Origin of the sequence: Butyricicoccus porcorum, from assembly GCF_002157465.1 — a bacterium.
GTDB classification, from domain to species: domain Bacteria; phylum Bacillota; class Clostridia; order Oscillospirales; family Butyricicoccaceae; genus Butyricicoccus_A; species Butyricicoccus_A porcorum.
Map to the genome: position 1 here is coordinate 151159 of NZ_NHOC01000007.1, position 15046 is coordinate 166204.

Below are 15046 nucleotides of genomic sequence, written 5' to 3' on the forward strand. Positions count from 1 at the left end.
CGGATTTTTGTATGCTCACAGCTCATCAACATGTATTTTGTGGGCGATGCGAATACAGGATTTCATTGCCTCAACAAATTCATCCGGTTTCATACAGTCCTTGCTGAGAATCCATCGCTCGATCGAAAGCAGGAATGCATCGGCAAAGAAATTCAGCTGGATATCATTGACATCCGGCTCGTCGACCAGCGTTTCCAGTACGCGGGTAAAGATCGGGAGGCAGAGCTCCCGAAAATGCTCAGAGAAGGCGTTTTGCCCTCTGATTTTCAGTGCCTTTCGATAGAATGGCCTGTTATCATAAAAATAATTGCACAGATCGCGGTAAAAATTCCAGGCGTTGGGATTTTGCGCACCGTTCTCAATCTCTTCGATGAATTCGGTGTCGAAAATCCAGTTCACCAGATCGTATTTGTCTTTGAAATGATAATAGAAGCTCTTGCGGTTCATGCTGCATTTTGCGCAGATATCCGCAATATTGATCTTGGAAAACGGTTTTTCCTCCATCAGCTCCTTGAGCGCTGCGGCAAGTGCATGCTTTGTTGTATTGGAATCAGCCAAGGGCTGGACACATCCTTTCTGTTACGGCATGGAGCGAGAAAAAGACAGAACTCGTCTGCCGGGCAGATACGTTCCATCGCTTCCAATGATGCCGGAAAACGCGGGGTCTCTGTGGCTGGCATCATGCTGTACCGTGCCGGCTGTTTCGACGCTATTATAGCAGAAAAAAGGCTGATTTGCAATACAATTCGACGGATTACGCTGTAATTGCGTCATAGCGGATGCCGCATATAGCTGAGTGGAAGCTCCAGTCCGTTGGCCTCGAGTAATTCCCGGTCAGTCAGGATATCTGCTGTCGGGCCGTCACGCACAATGGTTCCGTTCGCCATCAAAATAGTGCGTTCGCACGTGTCGAGGATCATATCCAGATCGTGGGAGGCGATGAGCTTCAGACCCGGAAGGTCGTTCAGAATATGAATCAGCTGCCTGCGGTTGCGCGGGTCGAGTGCAATCGACGGCTCGTCCATGAGGATGATATCCGGCGTCATGGAGAGAATTGTGGCGATAGAAACCATCTTCTTTTCGCCGCCGGACATTTTATAAATCTGTTTATCGCGCAGATGGTCAATGCCAATCAGTTCCAGCGCGTGGTGTACGCGCGCATCCACTTCTGCTTCAGAAAAACCGTAGTTGCGCGGGGCAAAGGCAATATCCTCATATGCTGTTGACAGGAATAACTGGCTGTCCGAGTCCTGAAAGACATAGCCGGTTTTCTCCCGGATCTGTGGAAGCGTCTTTTTTTCCACAGGCAGTCCGTTGACATGGATGCTGCCGGAAAAGGCAAGGTTCAGCCCGACCAGCAGCTTGAGCAGCGTCGATTTTCCCACACCGTTTGCGCCGACCAATCCAATCGCTTCTGACCCGGATGCGTGAAACGTGATATCGTGCAGAATCTGTCGGCTGTCTTCATATGCAAAAGAGAGGTTTTCCACCTCGATTTGTGGCTGATTCATGTAAACAGACCTCCTGTCAGGTTGCCGATTAAGATGAAAACCGGATATTTGCGGAACAGTGTCAGCACCGTCAGCCAGACTGCAAAGAATGCGATGTCCTGCGCGCGCAGGCGCGTTTTTTCGCCGATGTATGCAAAGCTGCCGCGATGGCCGCGCAGTACCATGCTTTCATAGACAACATTTGCACGGTCAACGCTGCGCAGCAAAAGCTGTCCCGTCAATGAGCCCCAGGCGGTGATATGAATGCCCTTTTGATTGGGCGCACGCAGTGCATATGCCTGCATCATGCGGCTGACCTCTTCGAGCAATACCGTGATATAACGATAGGTCAGAAGAATCTGTGTCATCAGGATTTTGGGCATATGCAACAGACGGAATGCATAGCAGAGCTGATCGATGGATGTGGTCGCAATCAGCAGATACGAGGCGAGTAAACTGAATACGCCCTTACAAATCAGTGTCAGCATGGACAACACGCCTGCGCTCATCTCAATGCCGCCGAGTTCAATTGTTGTATGATCCAGAAACGGGTTCAGGATTCCGACGACGCAGACCAGCGGCAGGACGAGCTTCAACCGCCGCAGGCAGTCGGAAAACGAAAGCTCAGACAGCAGAAACATAACGAGAGGATATATCACCATACCGCATATACCAATCACATCATATTTGGAAAATGAAACAGTCAGCGCAATATAATACACGGTCAGGAGAAATTTGACCAGTGGGTGAAGGCGGTTTGCCCACTGATCCTGAGATGCGGCGCAGTCCATGCGATGGATTTCACGGACTGCATTTTCTGCTCTGCTCATGCCGATTTTTTCTTCCGGAAGAATTTGAACACACAGCAGACAAGTGTGCACAGGACAATGACAACAATACCGCCGATCAGACCGGAACAGGCCGTTCCGAGTGCGGATTCCGAGCTTTTAAACGCATAATCCGGCAAAAGTGCGGTTGCCTGCTGAATTGCGCCTGCTGCTTCATAGACGCCGCCGGAGGAGGTGAGTTCGGTCGAGCCGGTCAGCCTGGCAATGGACCATTCCAGACCGTCCGGATTGGAGGAAGCGAAATAGGACAGTCCGCCGCCGATTACAGCTGCGGCTGCGGCGAGGATTGCCAGCGTCTTGCGGAAGGAACAACGCCCTTCTGCCTGTTTGGCATATTTATGGCAAAACAGGAGTTCCGGGCGTGCTTCATAGACGAACAGAAGCACTGCCGCTGTAATCAGGCCTTCCACCAGGCCGATGGCAAGGTGAATCGGCTGCATGACAGCGAAAAAGGCAGCGAACGGGAGTTCCGTTACCCCGGAGGCGAGTGTTTCCAGCGTGACGCTGAACGCACCGCACTGGAGCGTCAGCATACAGCCGAGGATTGAGGCCGCGATAATTTTTTTCTTCGACATACCGGTTTTCATCATTGGCTTCCAGATGAACAGGGCACCGAGGAAACAACCGTAAAATGCCATATTCCAGATGTTGCAGCCGAGTGCGAGCAGACCGCCGTCTGCGAACAACAGGCACTGGATGAGCAGCACGCCAATCATCGTCAGAAAGCCGGCATATGGTCCCAATAGCGCGGACAGCAGCATGCCGCCGCACAGATGTCCGCTCGATCCTGTGCCGGGGATGGTAAAGTTAATCATCTGCGCGGCAAATACGAATGCACCCATGACACCCATCAACGGAATTTTTCTGGAATCGCTTTCCATACGGACTTTTTTGATGGAATAGCCCGCTGCGGCGGCGGAACAGAAATACATTGTTCCGGCTACTGCGGGCGTTACCAGTGCGTCAGCCATATGCATGATAAAATCCTCCTTGTGAATAATTTGAGATTTAGACTTGCAATTTTATATTCCTCACTTTACCACAGGAAATTGTCTGCGCAAGCCCCCAAGGGGGTTGTTTTTTTCTTTTGGTTCCACCAGAGACTGGCAGAACGGGGCAATTTTGGCTTGTCAGAATCGCGGATTTCATGCTATACTGTTCCGTACAGAAAGGGGAGTTCTCTATGGATCAACACGAGCATGAACGTCTGCATGCCGCCGGAATTCCACATGAGCACGGCGCATCACAGGAACACGGGCATACGCATGCCAACACCAAAGCTGTTATCAATCGGCTGTCACGTGCAATCGGACATCTGGAATCCGTCAAAAAAATGGTGGAGGATGGGCGCGACTGCCCGGAGGTGCTCATTCAGCTCGCGGCGGTGCGCGCCGCGCTGACCAACACGGGCAAGGTGATTCTCAAGGATCACATCGAGCATTGCATTGTCGATGCTGTCGAGCAGGGCGACGAGCAGGCTATCCGCGATCTGGAGCGCGCCATCGATCAGTTTATGAAATGATTTCGAGAATGGTTTTTGGATTGTTTCCAGATTTTGCTTGACAATTCGGGAACAGTTTTGTATACTGTTGTCGAAATAAATCATCCCCTGCGTAGGGATGTATACAGAGGCAGACAACGGAGTCGCACAAAATGACTCTCCCAGTCTGTCTTTTTTTATGCGCAGTCTACAGAGTTGTTTGCATGCTCTGCTGACTGCGATTTTTTATTTACTCGGACAGAGAGGAGCAATATTATGCGTCTGAATCCAAAGGAGCAGGAAAAGCTGATGCTGCACATGGCAGGCAATCTTGCAAAGGAGCGCAAGGAGCGCGGCCTGAAGCTGAACTATGTCGAAGCGCTGGCGTATATCAGCTCGGAGCTGCTGGAGCTTGCCAGAGACGGAAAGACAGTTGTTGAGCTGATGCAGCTCGGCACCAAAATCTTGACCAAAGAGGATGTTATGGACGGTGTAGCCGATATGATCGGTGAGGTTCAGGTAGAAGCCACCTTCCCGGACGGCACCAAGCTGGTCACCGTCCACAACCCGATTCAGTGAGGAGGCAGGAACATGAAAATCGGCGAAATCATGCCCGCAGATCGCGATATCGTTCTGAATGAAGGCAAAAAGACTGTTACCATCGTTGTTGCAAATAAGGGCGACCGTCCGGTTCAGGTCGGCTCGCATTTCCATTTCTTTGAGGCAAATAAGTGCCTGTCCTTTGACCGCGATGCGGCATATGGCTACCATCTGGATATTCCCTCCGGTACAGCTGTCCGCTTTGAGCCGGGCGAGGAAAAGGAAGTCCAGCTTACCGAGATGGGCGGCCGTAAGCGTGTGTTTGGCCTGAATGACCTGACCTGCGCACAGGCAACCGATGCAACCAAGGCGGCTTCGCTGGAAAATGCCAAGCGCAAGGGATTTCTGTAAGGAGGGACAATCATGAGCATTTCGATTTCTGGCAGCAAGTATGCTGCAATGTACGGCCCCACGGTCGGCGACAAGGTCCGTCTGGCGGATACCAGCCTGGTCATTGAGGTCGAGAAGGATTACACCACCTACGGCGACGAAGCCAAGTTCGGTGGCGGCAAGACGCTGCGTGACGGCATGGGTCAGTCGGTCAAAACCCGCAGCATGGACGGCGACCTTGATCTCGTCATCACCAATGCACTGATTGTCGATTCCACCGGCATTATTAAGGCGGATATTGGCATCAAGGACGGTAAGATTGCGGGCATCGGCAAGGCGGGCAACCCGGATACGATGGACGGCGTCACGCCGGGCATGACGGTCGGCGCGTCCACCGAGGCACTCGCGGGCGAGGGCATGCTGGTCACCGCGGGCGGCATTGATACCCACATCCATTTCATCAGCCCGCAGCAGATTGACTGTGCACTGTACAGCGGTGTCACCACGATGATCGGCGGCGGCACCGGTCCGGCGGACGGCACGAATGCAACCACCTGTACTCCGGGTCCGTGGAACATCAAGATGATGCTCAAGGCGGCGGAGGAATACCCGATGAACCTCGGCTTCCTCGGTAAGGGCAACTGCTCTGATGAACAGCCGCTGATTGAACAGGTCAAGGCGGGCGCGATGGGTCTGAAGATTCATGAGGACTGGGGCGCAACCCCGGCTGTTATCGACCACTGCCTCAACGTCGCGGATGAATACGACGTACAGGTTGCCATCCACACCGATACCCTGAACGAGGGCGGCTGTGTTGAGGATACGCTGGACGCGATTGCCGGACGCACCATTCACACCTACCACACGGAGGGCGCAGGCGGCGGACATGCGCCGGATATCATCCGCGCGGCAGCAGCACCGAATGTACTCCCGTCTTCCACCAACCCGACCATGCCGTTCACTGTCAACACGCTGGACGAGCATATGGACATGCTGATGGTCTGCCACCATCTGGACAAAAACATTCCGGAGGATATTGCGTTTGCGGATTCCCGCATCCGTCCGGAGACCATTGCGGCGGAAGATGTCCTGCACGATATGGGTATTTTCAGCATGATGAGCTCTGACTCGCAGGCAATGGGTCGTGTCGGCGAGGTTATTACCCGCACCTGGCAGACCGCCAGCAAGATGAAGGACGAGCGCGGTGCATTGCCGGAGGACGAGGGTCACGGCAACGACAATTTCCGCGTCAAGCGTTACATTGCAAAGTATACCATCAACCCGGCGCTGACCCACGGCATTGCCGACTATGTCGGTTCGGTCGAGACGGGCAAGTTCGCCGATCTGGTTCTGTGGAACCCGGCATTCTTCGGCGCAAAGCCGGACATTATCATCAAGGGCGGCATGATCCTCGCCTCCAAGATGGGCGATGCGAATGCATCCATTCCGACCACCCAGCCGGTGCTGTATCAGCCGATGTTTGCGGCGCACGGCAAGGCAAAGTTCGAGTCCTGCCTGACCTTTGTCTCTAAGGCTGCCATGGATGCGGATGTCAAGGGCGCATACGGTCTGGAAAAGACGGTCGTTCCGGTTTCCGGCTGCCGCAAGATCACCAAGAAGGACATGGTTTACAACGACCGCACGCCGGCGCTTACCGTTGATCCGGAGACCTATGAGGTCACGGTTGACGGCGAACCCATCAGCTCCAAGCCGGCAGAAAAGCTGCCGCTGACACAGCTGTACAGCCTGTTCTAATTCTACTGCATTCAGGAGGAAACCAATATGTTAGGCGTTTGCCTGTTATTCGTTGGCATTGTACTGATTAACAACGGTATGTGCAACCTTTATCACGTGGACGGCAAGTCCGCCGCCGTGATGAATATCTTCACCGGCGGCCTGTCGCTGTTCATCAACTTTGTCAATCTGGTTCAGGGCAACTACTATGCCGCCGGCACCGGACTGCTGTTCTGCTTCACCTATCTGTTTGTCGCCGTGAACAATTTCCTCGGCAAGGCAAATCCGATCCCGTTTGCGTGGTTTTCCACGTTTGTCGCGGTCAATGCCGTCATTTTCGGCATCATTGAGGGCGTCACCGGCAGCGCGGCACTCGGCATTGTGCCGGACTGGCGCTGGGCTGTGATCTGGTGGCTGTGGGCCATCCTCTGGGGCACTGCCTTTGTCGAGGACATCATGGGCAAGAAGCTGGGCAAGTTTACGCCCTGCCTCCAGGTTTTTGAAGGCGTTGTCACTGCCTGGATTCCGGGCGTCATGATGCTGCTTCAGATCTGGTAAAACAAACACGAAATGAGGAATTGAGTTATGCTTTGCGAACAGGTTTTTGGCACGCTGCGCGATATTGATACGGTCGGCAAGACGGTGGAGACCGTCGATATCGAGTGGCATGAGGCGTTTAAGAAAATCCACAGAAAGACGACAGACAAGGGTCATGAAGTCGGTATCCGTATGGATGATTCCGTGCTCACGCGCGGCCTGCGTCAGGACGATGTGATTTATGTGGATGACAATACGGTGGTTGTGGTGAACATCCCGCCCTGCGAGGCGATCCGGGCAGAGGTACGCCGGGATCATCCGCGCCAGATTGCGAAGCTCTGCTACGAAGTCGGAAACACGCATACAACGATGTTCCGCGGCGAGGATGATTTTACGTTTTACATCCCGTATCATGAGCCGATGATGGACAAGCTGGGCAAAATCCACGGTGTGACGGTCGAAAAGACAACAGTACGGTTCGATTTTGACAAGTCTCTGTCATCGACCATCAACAACCACCATCACTGATGGGTGCGGACATGAACGAAACACAGTTTTATCTTTTACAGGTCAACGATGCACTGTTCCCGATTGGTGCTTATTCGCATTCGCAGGGACTGGAAACTTATATCCAGAAGGGCATTGTTCATGATGAAGCGACAGCGGAGGAATATATCTCGCACAAGCTGCGCTGGAATCTGGCATATACCGATCTGCTCGCTGTGCGCCTTGCCTATGAGCGCGCGCAGGCAGAAGATCTTGCCGGGCTGATGCGGCTGGAAGATCTGCTGGCAGCATCTCGTTTGCCGATGGAGCAGCGGGAGGCTTCCCGCAAGATGGGTTCCCGGTTTGCGAAGACGATACAGAAGCTGGAGATCAACGGTCTCGGCGCGGTTTTTTCCGAATATCTTGCCGCACGCAGCAGGAAGCCGATGACACACTGCTGTATTTACGGCGTCTTCTGTGCGGCACTCGGGATCGGACTGGATGATGCGTTGTCGCATTACCTGTATGCCCAGACATCCGCTATGGTCACCAACTGTGTCAAGACCATCCCACTCAGTCAAAGCGCCGGACAAAAACTGCTGAGCAGCTGTTACAATTCCTTTCAGGAAATTCTCTCCTCCGTCCGCGAATGGACGGAGGAAGATCTCTGCCTCTCGGCGCCCGGTTTTGACCTGCGGGGCATTCAGCATGAAAAGCTGTATTCCCGCCTCTATATGTCATAACAAACAGAAATGGAGTAAGCAATTATGTCTTATGTAAAAATTGGTGTCGCCGGGCCGGTCGGTTCGGGCAAAACTGCGCTGATCGAAGCGCTGTCCAGACGCATGGCAGAAGAATACAGCATCGGTGTCATTACCAACGATATCTATACCAAGGAGGACGCGGAATTCCTTGCGAAGAACAGCGTCCTGCCGATTGAGCGCATTATCGGCGTCGAAACCGGCGGCTGTCCGCACACCGCAATCCGTGAGGATGCTTCGATGAATCTGGAAGCGGTCGATGATATGATGGAGCGCTTCCCGGATATTGAACTGCTGTTTATTGAGAGCGGCGGTGACAATCTCTCCGCAACCTTCAGCCCGGAGCTGGTCGATGCGACCATTTTTGTCATCGATGTCGCAGAGGGTGACAAAATCCCGCGCAAGGGCGGCCCGGGTATTACGCGTTCCGATCTGCTGGTTATCAATAAGATTGATCTTGCACCGTATGTCGGCGCGAGCCTCGAGGTGATGGAGCGTGACTCCAAAAAAATGCGAGGAGATCGCCCGTTCCTGTTCACCAATATCCGCAGCGGCGAGCATGTGGACGAGGTCGTCGACTGGATCAAGAAGAACGTCCTGCTGGAAGGAATCTAAATGGACAATCAATTCGGAAAAACCTCCCGGCTTTCGGTTTCAGCGGTATGCCGCGATGGCAGGACAATTCTGGACGATGTGTCCTTTACCGCACCATATAAGCTGATGAAGCCGTTTCCCAAAGCAAATGGCGGCATACAGATTATGCCGGTGTGCGCGTCGGCGGGTATCATGCGCGGCGATACGCAGGAATTTGCATATCATGTCGGCGCAGGTGCCGATCTCGAGGTACTGTCGCAGTCATTTGACAAAATCCATAAAATGGACAGCGGTTCGGCATCCCGGCACATCCACATTGAAGTGGAGCTGGACGCCGTGCTGTATTATGCGCCGCAGCCGGTCATTCCGTTTGCACAGTCCGCTTTTGACAGCGAGATGGATATTCATCTTGCGGATGTTTCTTCTCGCTTTTTTTTGCAGGATATCATTTCCTGCGGCAGAACTGCCTATGACGAACGGTTTGCCTACCGCAGATTTTCATCAAAGGTATGGATTACGCGCGGGGAGGAACTGATTTACCGCGACAACACGCGGTACGAGCCGGACAAAATGCCAATGGAGGGCATGGGTATGTATGAGGGCTATACGCACATGGCGAATTTGTTCCTCTCCGGCCCATGCACACAGCTTCAGGAGCCGATCTGGGACATTCTGGAGCAGGCAGAGGCAGAAGGCGGTGTGACCGCGCTGACACAGGGCGATCTCGCGGTTCGTATTTTCGGAACTCGTGCGCAGCAGCTCCAGCAGACTGCGGAGAAAATTCGCCAGCTGTATGAAAACAATCTTTGACCAGAATATTCTGTGATAAAAAGAGGCTCTCGAATTGCTGTTCGGGAGCCTCTTGACACGTTATTGGTCTTTTTTTGCGTGTTCCAGTCGGACGAGCAGGAGAGAGCTGACAAGCATGCCCGCGACAGCGGCGGTGATTGCCATCATGCCGGCAGAGATACCCAGTCGTGCACCGACTGCACCCGTGATATACGGCATGACGATTGCTCCAATTCCGGCAGTAGGCAAAAGAATGCCCATGGCACGCGCCGACATGGCAGAGCCGACACAGGCGACGGCCGTCGGGTTGATGCCTGCGATGGACAGTCCGAACAGTGCGAGAAAGGCCAGAGCTGCCACAGAATGGTGCGCGTTCATCAGCCCGACATAGGTGATAAGACAGCAGACTGACATGAGCGCCAGCGCGCGCGGGTGGCTGCGGATGGGCAGGACAAATGCAACGGCAAGTCGTCCGATCAGCGTCGCCAGCCAGATCACAGTGATGGTTCCCTGACTCCAGAAGGGCGGCAGGATACCGGTATCCTTAAAATAGGTGACCATCCAGCCGGTCACGCTGATTTCTGTGCAGTTTTGGAAGAAAATCAGGGCAGTCAGAATCCAGAAGCGTGTGCTGCGCAGAAAGCTCCAGTCGCTGTCTGCCTGTCCGGATGTCCGGCGGGTGGTGGACAGCCCTGCCTGCGAAAATAGCAGCCACAGCAGAAGGCCGCAGACTGCAAAGCCAAACATGGACGCGTTCCAGCTGATCCGACTCAATGCGGCGATAAACAGCGGGGAGAGCAGCGCGCCGACGGCATATGCTGCGTGAATGAGGTTCAAAGAGCGCGTGCGGTCGACGGCTTTTCCGGCGAGCACGTTGCTGGCGTTGAGTGTGCTGCCCTTTCCGATGCCTGCCAGAAAGAAAGCGGCGAACAGCCAGAGCGGATTGCCTGAAACTGCCATCAGACAAAAGCTGAGCATATAGCCTGCCGAGAGCAGGAGAACCGTGCGCCGGTCACCGAGATATGCGGGCAGCATGCCGGTCAGAAAGGCAGAAACCAGATTGCCGACGCTGAGCGCTGCGAGAAGGGTTCCGCCCAATTCATAATCAAATCCGTACCGATCCTGTAAAATTGTGAGCAGCACGCCGCCGCTTGCGACACATGCGCCGCTGAAAAACATCGTGCCGCGGGCGCAGATATCCGGCCGTAATGCCTGTGTTGCCATTGTTGTCCTCCTGTATTGTCAAAATTATCAAATTTTGTTGCTCTGAAAATCATACCGCATATATTCTGGTGTTGTCAACCGCAATTTCGACAAGAACCGCATTGGGTGTCGGCGTTGATTTTTGTGTACGGATACCGTATACTGAAAGGCAAATAAAACAGATGGATACATATTATATAGGATGGATTTTGACGATGAGATATTATTTTGCCCCGCTGGAAGGGATCACCGGATATATATTCAGAAACACCTATAAGGAGCATTTTGGCGCGATCGATGCCTATTTTTCCCCTTTTTTGGGGCCGAATCGCGACGGCGGGCTTCGGTCAGGGGAAATCAATGACATTCTGCCGCAGAATAACAGCAGAATACATCTGGTACCGCAGATTCTGACCAATGATGCTGCCGCGTTTGGAACGGTCGCAGACCGGCTGTGCGAATACGGCTATGAGGAGGTCAATTTGAACCTCGGCTGTCCATCCGGGACTGTTGTCGCCAAGAAAAAGGGTGCAGGTCTTCTGGCGGAGATGGAACGGTTGGAACGCTTTCTGGATGAAATTTTTTCGCAGTGCTCCATTCGGATTTCCATTAAAACCAGAATTGGCAAGGACAGCCCAGAGGAATTCCCGGCACTGCTGGAGCTGTTTAACCGGTACCCGGTTTCTGAGCTGATTGTCCACCCGCGCGTACAGACAGATTTTTATAGAAACCAGCCCAACTGGGAGGCCTTTGCCTGCGCTGTAAACGGCGCAAACATGCCGGTGTGTTACAACGGTGATTTATTCACGACAGAAGACATCTACCGCTTTGCGGCACGGTTTCCCACGGTAGAGACAGTCATGCTTGGGCGCGGTTTGCTGTCCAATCCCGGTCTTGCGGCGCAGGCAGAGGGACATGCACCGACAGATAAAAAGCACCTGTATGGCTTCCATGACGCGCTGCTGGAACGATATCAGGAGGTTTTATCCGGACAGCGCAATGTGTTGTTCAAGATGAAGGAGCTGTGGGTATATCTCAGCTGCCTGTTTGAACATCCCGAAAAATACGCCAAAAAAATCCGAAAAGCGCAGACGCTGGCGGCATACCGCAAGGCAGTCGATGAGCTGTTCGCGGAGCAGGAACTGCGGAACGAATCCAGCTTTGCAGGATAATGGAATCGGACACATGGTCTGCGCTTCTGTGCATGCAGAGCGCAGATTTTTGTACCCTTGCGCCGAGATGGACGAGACACGGAAGTTAGCGAATGCTTAAAATTTTACCGGTAGTGATTGACAGCCCGTTAGATGTGTGATATGCTGAAAACTAGTTAGCATAAGCTAATAAGATATGCTTTTTCGGCAACCATATATGCCGGAGAGACAGGAGGAGGCAGGTAGATGGAACTGACAAGTACACATCTGCGCTATTTATTGACAATGTACGAGCTGTCAAAGACCGGGAATGATATTCGACTGACAGAAATTGCGAGTATCCTACAGGTCAAAAAAGCGTCAGCAGCGCGCATTGTCGCTGTTTTTCGTGACAAAGAGCTGGTGATTCAGCAGCCGTATGGCAAGGTCCATCTAACGGAATATGGCAGGCAGACGGCGGGCCTGTATGAGCAGTGTGTGGACAACCTCGCAGCGTGCCTGATCCGTGCAGGACTTCCTCTGAGCGCGCAGGAAGCACAGCAGGCCGCCTGTGTTCTGTTGACAGAGCTGCCAGAGGCGTGTATCCGAAAGATGAAAAAAGTTGTTGACAACTAACAAGAGACGCGCTATAATTTACCTGTCAGAAATAAGAAGAAAAGTTGCGTGGAGAGTTTGCTCCACGCAACTGCTTTTTTCAAAGAAAGTTAGCTCATACTAACAACACCACACGCGGACAGAAAGGAAAGTAACGTGAAAAAGAATAACAGATTTGCAGTACGTGCGTGCAGCATTGTGACCGCAGGCGGCATGTTGCTCGGCAGCGGTGCAGCGTTGGCGGCGAATTCGGATATCACCGGACATTGGGCAGAAGCTACGCTTCAGGCATTTATTAACAAGGGTTATCTGGCAGGCTACGGTGACGGCATTTACAAGCCGGACAACACCATTACCCGCGCAGAGTTCTCTGCGATTGCGAATGAAGTCAAGCAGTACACCGAAGGCAGCGCGAATATCGCACGATATACAGATGTTTCGGAAAAAGATTGGTTTTATGCGGATCTGAGTGCGGCGCTGAAGGCTGGATATATGAAGGGTACCACTGCAACTACGATGGAGCCGAATAAAAATCTGACACGTGCAGAGGGCTTTACGATGGTTGCCAATATGCTTGGTCTGGAATGCAACGGAACACGTGCGGATTTGAAGGGCTTTGCGGATGCGGCAGACGTTCCGGAGTGGGCGGTATCGTATGTCGGTGCACTCGTGCGCGAAGGTCTGATTGCGGGCTATCAGGCTGCCGACGGCAGTGTGACCATTCAGACGGGCAACAGCATGACGCGCGCAGAGGCCATTGTCATGCTGAACAAGTGCCTGATGGGAGATCCGGATGAATTGGTCTATGTCAGCATGAATATCCCGTATGCGGATTTCTATGCGGCGGAAATCAACAATACGGATGCGGTCGATGCCGTTTCGTCCGCAACCAATGCCAAGTCGATCAAGAATGGCGAGGGTGAACTGAACGAAGGTACCTATAACGACTACAATGCAGATACCTGGGTTGCCGGGGAGTCGCGTGTCAATATCAAGGGTGTGACCTATCCGGTTGCGGTTTGCAGAGGTGATCTGGCGAAGCTGCCGCAGGCGCAGAGCGCACAGTCGGATTATTATTACACCATGCTCGACAGTGCGCCCGCTGTTTACAAGACGCTGACCGTCGATGGAGACAAGCTGACATTTGGAAAGGCGGAGTGCGAGGCGCAGAAGTTGGAAGCTGGCGTTTCGATTTCGACCAACAGCGCGTGGGGCGATTACCAGTTAGAAATTGACACCGATGCATTTGACAATGCCAAGGTGTATGGTGTCGTCCTGTCTGCGGAGAAGGACGGCGTGACAACCGCCTATGGTATGCGCCATCAGGAGAACATCTGGAGAAAAACGGAAATCGCATGGTCGTCCGGCATCAAGACCACGGAGCCGCACGGCAATACGCTCAATTCGGAGCACTATGTCGGCCTGATGGGCAGCACGATCCAGTCGGTGACATATTATACCGATGCGGGTGTGTATACCATTGACTGCAATGCTTATGTGGCAAAGAAGTTTGTCAGCACGCTTGCCGTTGAAAATGCACCGGCAGATAGTGGCCGCACTGCTGTCTCAATGGAAGACTTCCCGGAGGACTATGACAAGCAGTATGTGGTCACCAATGCAAAGGGAGAAACGGTTGAAGGCTTTGCCTGCGATGGTCAGAGTGTTTCCTGGACGGGGACTCCGACTGTCGGTCAATATACATTGACGGTTTCCGACCAGAGCGGCGTCTATGCACCGGTATCTACGTCCTTTGTGCTGACAAGTGATGCGGTTGTAGCGGCTTATGACGCGCAGAATATCCAACTGATTCGTGCCGAGGATGCTGCGGAGGATGATTTCTCCAATTATCTGGCCAATATCGCAAGCGTCACAGTCGGTGAAACCTCCTATAATGCGAGTGGAAAGCGTTCCGTCAAAATCATCAATGATGACGGTACAATCAACTTGGAAGCAAAGTCAGGTGAGACGGCGATTTTTGAAGCAGGCAAGACCTATTCCGTCGAAGTCACGGCGACGGGCTATACCAAAAATCTGAGCTTTACGTTGTCTGTTCCGGGCGGTGAGCAGACGCTGACCGGAACTGCGACCACTGAGCCGGATGAATTCCACGATTTTGACGCCTATGATATTACCATTGACGTCGTTGTGGAGAACGATGTTGTGAAGTCGATTGCGCTGAACACCGGCTGCAAAATTGATGACGAAAATCTGACCTATTTCAACAAGGCAATGAACGGCAGAGGCTCGAAGGCAGGTATCGCCGCACAGCTGACCGGCAAAAGTGTCTCGGAGCTCTCTTCTGTGGAGTGCGACGCCGTTTCCACTGCAACCTGCTCCTCCAATGCGATTGTGAAGGCAGTGCAGAATGCAGTCAAGGGCGAATAACGAACAACAGGTAATACAAACGGCATGCCTCGGCCGGGTCTTCCGGCCGGGGCACGCTGTCTGG

General features: G+C 53.1%; 17 protein-coding genes. 12 read left to right on the forward strand and 5 right to left on the reverse strand.

Going from position 1 to position 15046, the window contains the following annotated elements:
• Positions 1-15: 15 nt before the first annotated feature.
• The 4 genes from CBW42_RS09255 to CBW42_RS09270 all read right to left on the reverse strand — a co-directional run bounded on the left by CBW42_RS09255 (position 16) and on the right by CBW42_RS09270 (position 3315).
• The gene (locus CBW42_RS09255; protein ID WP_087020379.1) at positions 16-558 is read right to left on the reverse strand and encodes a TetR/AcrR family transcriptional regulator C-terminal domain-containing protein; all 543 of its coding nucleotides are present in this window, start codon (positions 556-558) and stop codon (positions 16-18) included.
• 212 nt (positions 559-770) lie between these two features.
• Entirely contained in the window at positions 771-1511 is a 741-nt protein-coding gene (locus tag CBW42_RS09260) for an energy-coupling factor ABC transporter ATP-binding protein (protein ID WP_087020382.1), read from the reverse strand.
• The gene (cbiQ, locus tag CBW42_RS09265) at positions 1508-2320 is read right to left on the reverse strand and encodes a cobalt ECF transporter T component CbiQ (RefSeq protein WP_087020385.1); all 813 of its coding nucleotides are present in this window, start codon (positions 2318-2320) and stop codon (positions 1508-1510) included. The genes CBW42_RS09260 and cbiQ overlap by 4 nt, the downstream gene beginning before the upstream one ends.
• A complete protein-coding gene (locus CBW42_RS09270) occupies positions 2317-3315 on the reverse strand; it encodes an energy-coupling factor ABC transporter permease (RefSeq protein WP_087020389.1) in 999 nt (332 codons plus the stop codon). The genes cbiQ and CBW42_RS09270 overlap by 4 nt, the downstream gene beginning before the upstream one ends.
• Before the next feature lie 206 nt (positions 3316-3521).
• On the opposite strand from CBW42_RS09270, the gene CBW42_RS09275 reads away from it, so the two are divergent.
• From CBW42_RS09275 to CBW42_RS09315, 9 genes are all read left to right on the forward strand, one after another.
• Positions 3522-3860, forward strand: coding sequence for a metal-sensing transcriptional repressor (locus CBW42_RS09275; RefSeq protein WP_087020392.1), 339 nt, complete (start codon positions 3522-3524; stop codon positions 3858-3860).
• 234 nt (positions 3861-4094) lie between these two features.
• Positions 4095-4397 carry an urease subunit gamma gene (ureA, locus tag CBW42_RS09280; RefSeq protein WP_087020395.1) on the forward strand — a complete coding sequence of 101 codons (303 nt, stop codon included), beginning with the start codon at positions 4095-4097 and terminating at the stop codon, positions 4395-4397.
• Positions 4398-4409: 12 nt separating this feature from the next.
• Positions 4410-4769, forward strand: coding sequence for an urease subunit beta (gene ureB, locus CBW42_RS09285; protein ID WP_087020398.1), 360 nt, complete (start codon positions 4410-4412; stop codon positions 4767-4769).
• Positions 4770-4781: 12 nt separating this feature from the next.
• Entirely contained in the window at positions 4782-6503 is a 1722-nt protein-coding gene (gene ureB, locus CBW42_RS09290; RefSeq protein WP_087020401.1) for an urease subunit beta, read from the forward strand.
• Between the two features lie 27 nt (positions 6504-6530).
• Complete coding sequence (locus CBW42_RS09295; RefSeq protein ID WP_087020405.1) at positions 6531-7040, forward strand: AmiS/UreI family transporter; 510 nt, start codon at positions 6531-6533, stop codon at positions 7038-7040.
• A 27-nt stretch (positions 7041-7067) separates the two neighbouring features.
• Entirely contained in the window at positions 7068-7547 is a 480-nt protein-coding gene (locus CBW42_RS09300) for an urease accessory protein UreE (protein ID WP_087020407.1), read from the forward strand.
• A gap of 11 nt (positions 7548-7558) precedes the next feature.
• Positions 7559-8248, forward strand: a complete 690-nt coding sequence (locus tag CBW42_RS09305) for an urease accessory protein UreF (protein WP_087020410.1) — start codon at positions 7559-7561, stop codon at positions 8246-8248.
• A 24-nt stretch (positions 8249-8272) separates the two neighbouring features.
• The gene (ureG, locus tag CBW42_RS09310; RefSeq protein WP_087020413.1) at positions 8273-8881 is read left to right on the forward strand and encodes an urease accessory protein UreG; all 609 of its coding nucleotides are present in this window, start codon (positions 8273-8275) and stop codon (positions 8879-8881) included.
• Positions 8882-9670 carry an urease accessory protein UreD gene (locus CBW42_RS09315; protein WP_087020416.1) on the forward strand — a complete coding sequence of 263 codons (789 nt, stop codon included), beginning with the start codon at positions 8882-8884 and terminating at the stop codon, positions 9668-9670.
• A gap of 60 nt (positions 9671-9730) precedes the next feature.
• On the opposite strand, the gene CBW42_RS09320 is transcribed toward CBW42_RS09315, so the two are convergent.
• A complete protein-coding gene (locus tag CBW42_RS09320; RefSeq protein ID WP_087020419.1) occupies positions 9731-10873 on the reverse strand; it encodes an MFS transporter in 1143 nt (380 codons plus the stop codon).
• A gap of 194 nt (positions 10874-11067) precedes the next feature.
• Between CBW42_RS09320 and CBW42_RS09325 the strand changes: the two genes are divergently transcribed.
• The 3 genes from CBW42_RS09325 (at position 11068) to CBW42_RS09335 (ending at position 14982) form a co-directional block, all read left to right on the forward strand.
• Entirely contained in the window at positions 11068-12024 is a 957-nt protein-coding gene (locus CBW42_RS09325) for a tRNA dihydrouridine synthase (RefSeq protein ID WP_087020422.1), read from the forward strand.
• Between the two features lie 225 nt (positions 12025-12249).
• Complete coding sequence (locus CBW42_RS09330; RefSeq protein WP_087020425.1) at positions 12250-12618, forward strand: metal-dependent transcriptional regulator; 369 nt, start codon at positions 12250-12252, stop codon at positions 12616-12618.
• Between the two features lie 135 nt (positions 12619-12753).
• Positions 12754-14982: an S-layer homology domain-containing protein gene (locus CBW42_RS09335; protein WP_087020428.1), complete on the forward strand. Its 2229-nt coding sequence runs from the start codon at positions 12754-12756 to the stop codon at positions 14980-14982.
• Positions 14983-15046 lie beyond the last annotated feature (64 nt).

Coding starts and splice junctions, on each gene's coding strand:
- CBW42_RS09260 (WP_087020382.1), bottom strand. CDS start 1,511: ATGAATCAGCCACAAATCGAGGTGGAAAACCTCTCTTTTGCATATGAA.
- cbiQ (WP_087020385.1), bottom strand. CDS start 2,320: ATGAGCAGAGCAGAAAATGCAGTCCGTGAAATCCATCGCATGGACTGC.
- CBW42_RS09270 (WP_087020389.1), bottom strand. CDS start 3,315: ATGCATATGGCTGACGCACTGGTAACGCCCGCAGTAGCCGGAACAATG.
- CBW42_RS09275 (WP_087020392.1), top strand. CDS start 3,522: ATGGATCAACACGAGCATGAACGTCTGCATGCCGCCGGAATTCCACAT.
- ureA (WP_087020395.1), top strand. CDS start 4,095: ATGCGTCTGAATCCAAAGGAGCAGGAAAAGCTGATGCTGCACATGGCA.
- ureB (WP_087020398.1), top strand. CDS start 4,410: ATGAAAATCGGCGAAATCATGCCCGCAGATCGCGATATCGTTCTGAAT.
- ureB (WP_087020401.1), top strand. CDS start 4,782: ATGAGCATTTCGATTTCTGGCAGCAAGTATGCTGCAATGTACGGCCCC.
- CBW42_RS09295 (WP_087020405.1), top strand. CDS start 6,531: ATGTTAGGCGTTTGCCTGTTATTCGTTGGCATTGTACTGATTAACAAC.
- CBW42_RS09300 (WP_087020407.1), top strand. CDS start 7,068: ATGCTTTGCGAACAGGTTTTTGGCACGCTGCGCGATATTGATACGGTC.
- CBW42_RS09305 (WP_087020410.1), top strand. CDS start 7,559: ATGAACGAAACACAGTTTTATCTTTTACAGGTCAACGATGCACTGTTC.
- ureG (WP_087020413.1), top strand. CDS start 8,273: ATGTCTTATGTAAAAATTGGTGTCGCCGGGCCGGTCGGTTCGGGCAAA.
- CBW42_RS09315 (WP_087020416.1), top strand. CDS start 8,882: ATGGACAATCAATTCGGAAAAACCTCCCGGCTTTCGGTTTCAGCGGTA.
- CBW42_RS09320 (WP_087020419.1), bottom strand. CDS start 10,873: ATGGCAACACAGGCATTACGGCCGGATATCTGCGCCCGCGGCACGATG.
- CBW42_RS09325 (WP_087020422.1), top strand. CDS start 11,068: ATGAGATATTATTTTGCCCCGCTGGAAGGGATCACCGGATATATATTC.
- CBW42_RS09330 (WP_087020425.1), top strand. CDS start 12,250: ATGGAACTGACAAGTACACATCTGCGCTATTTATTGACAATGTACGAG.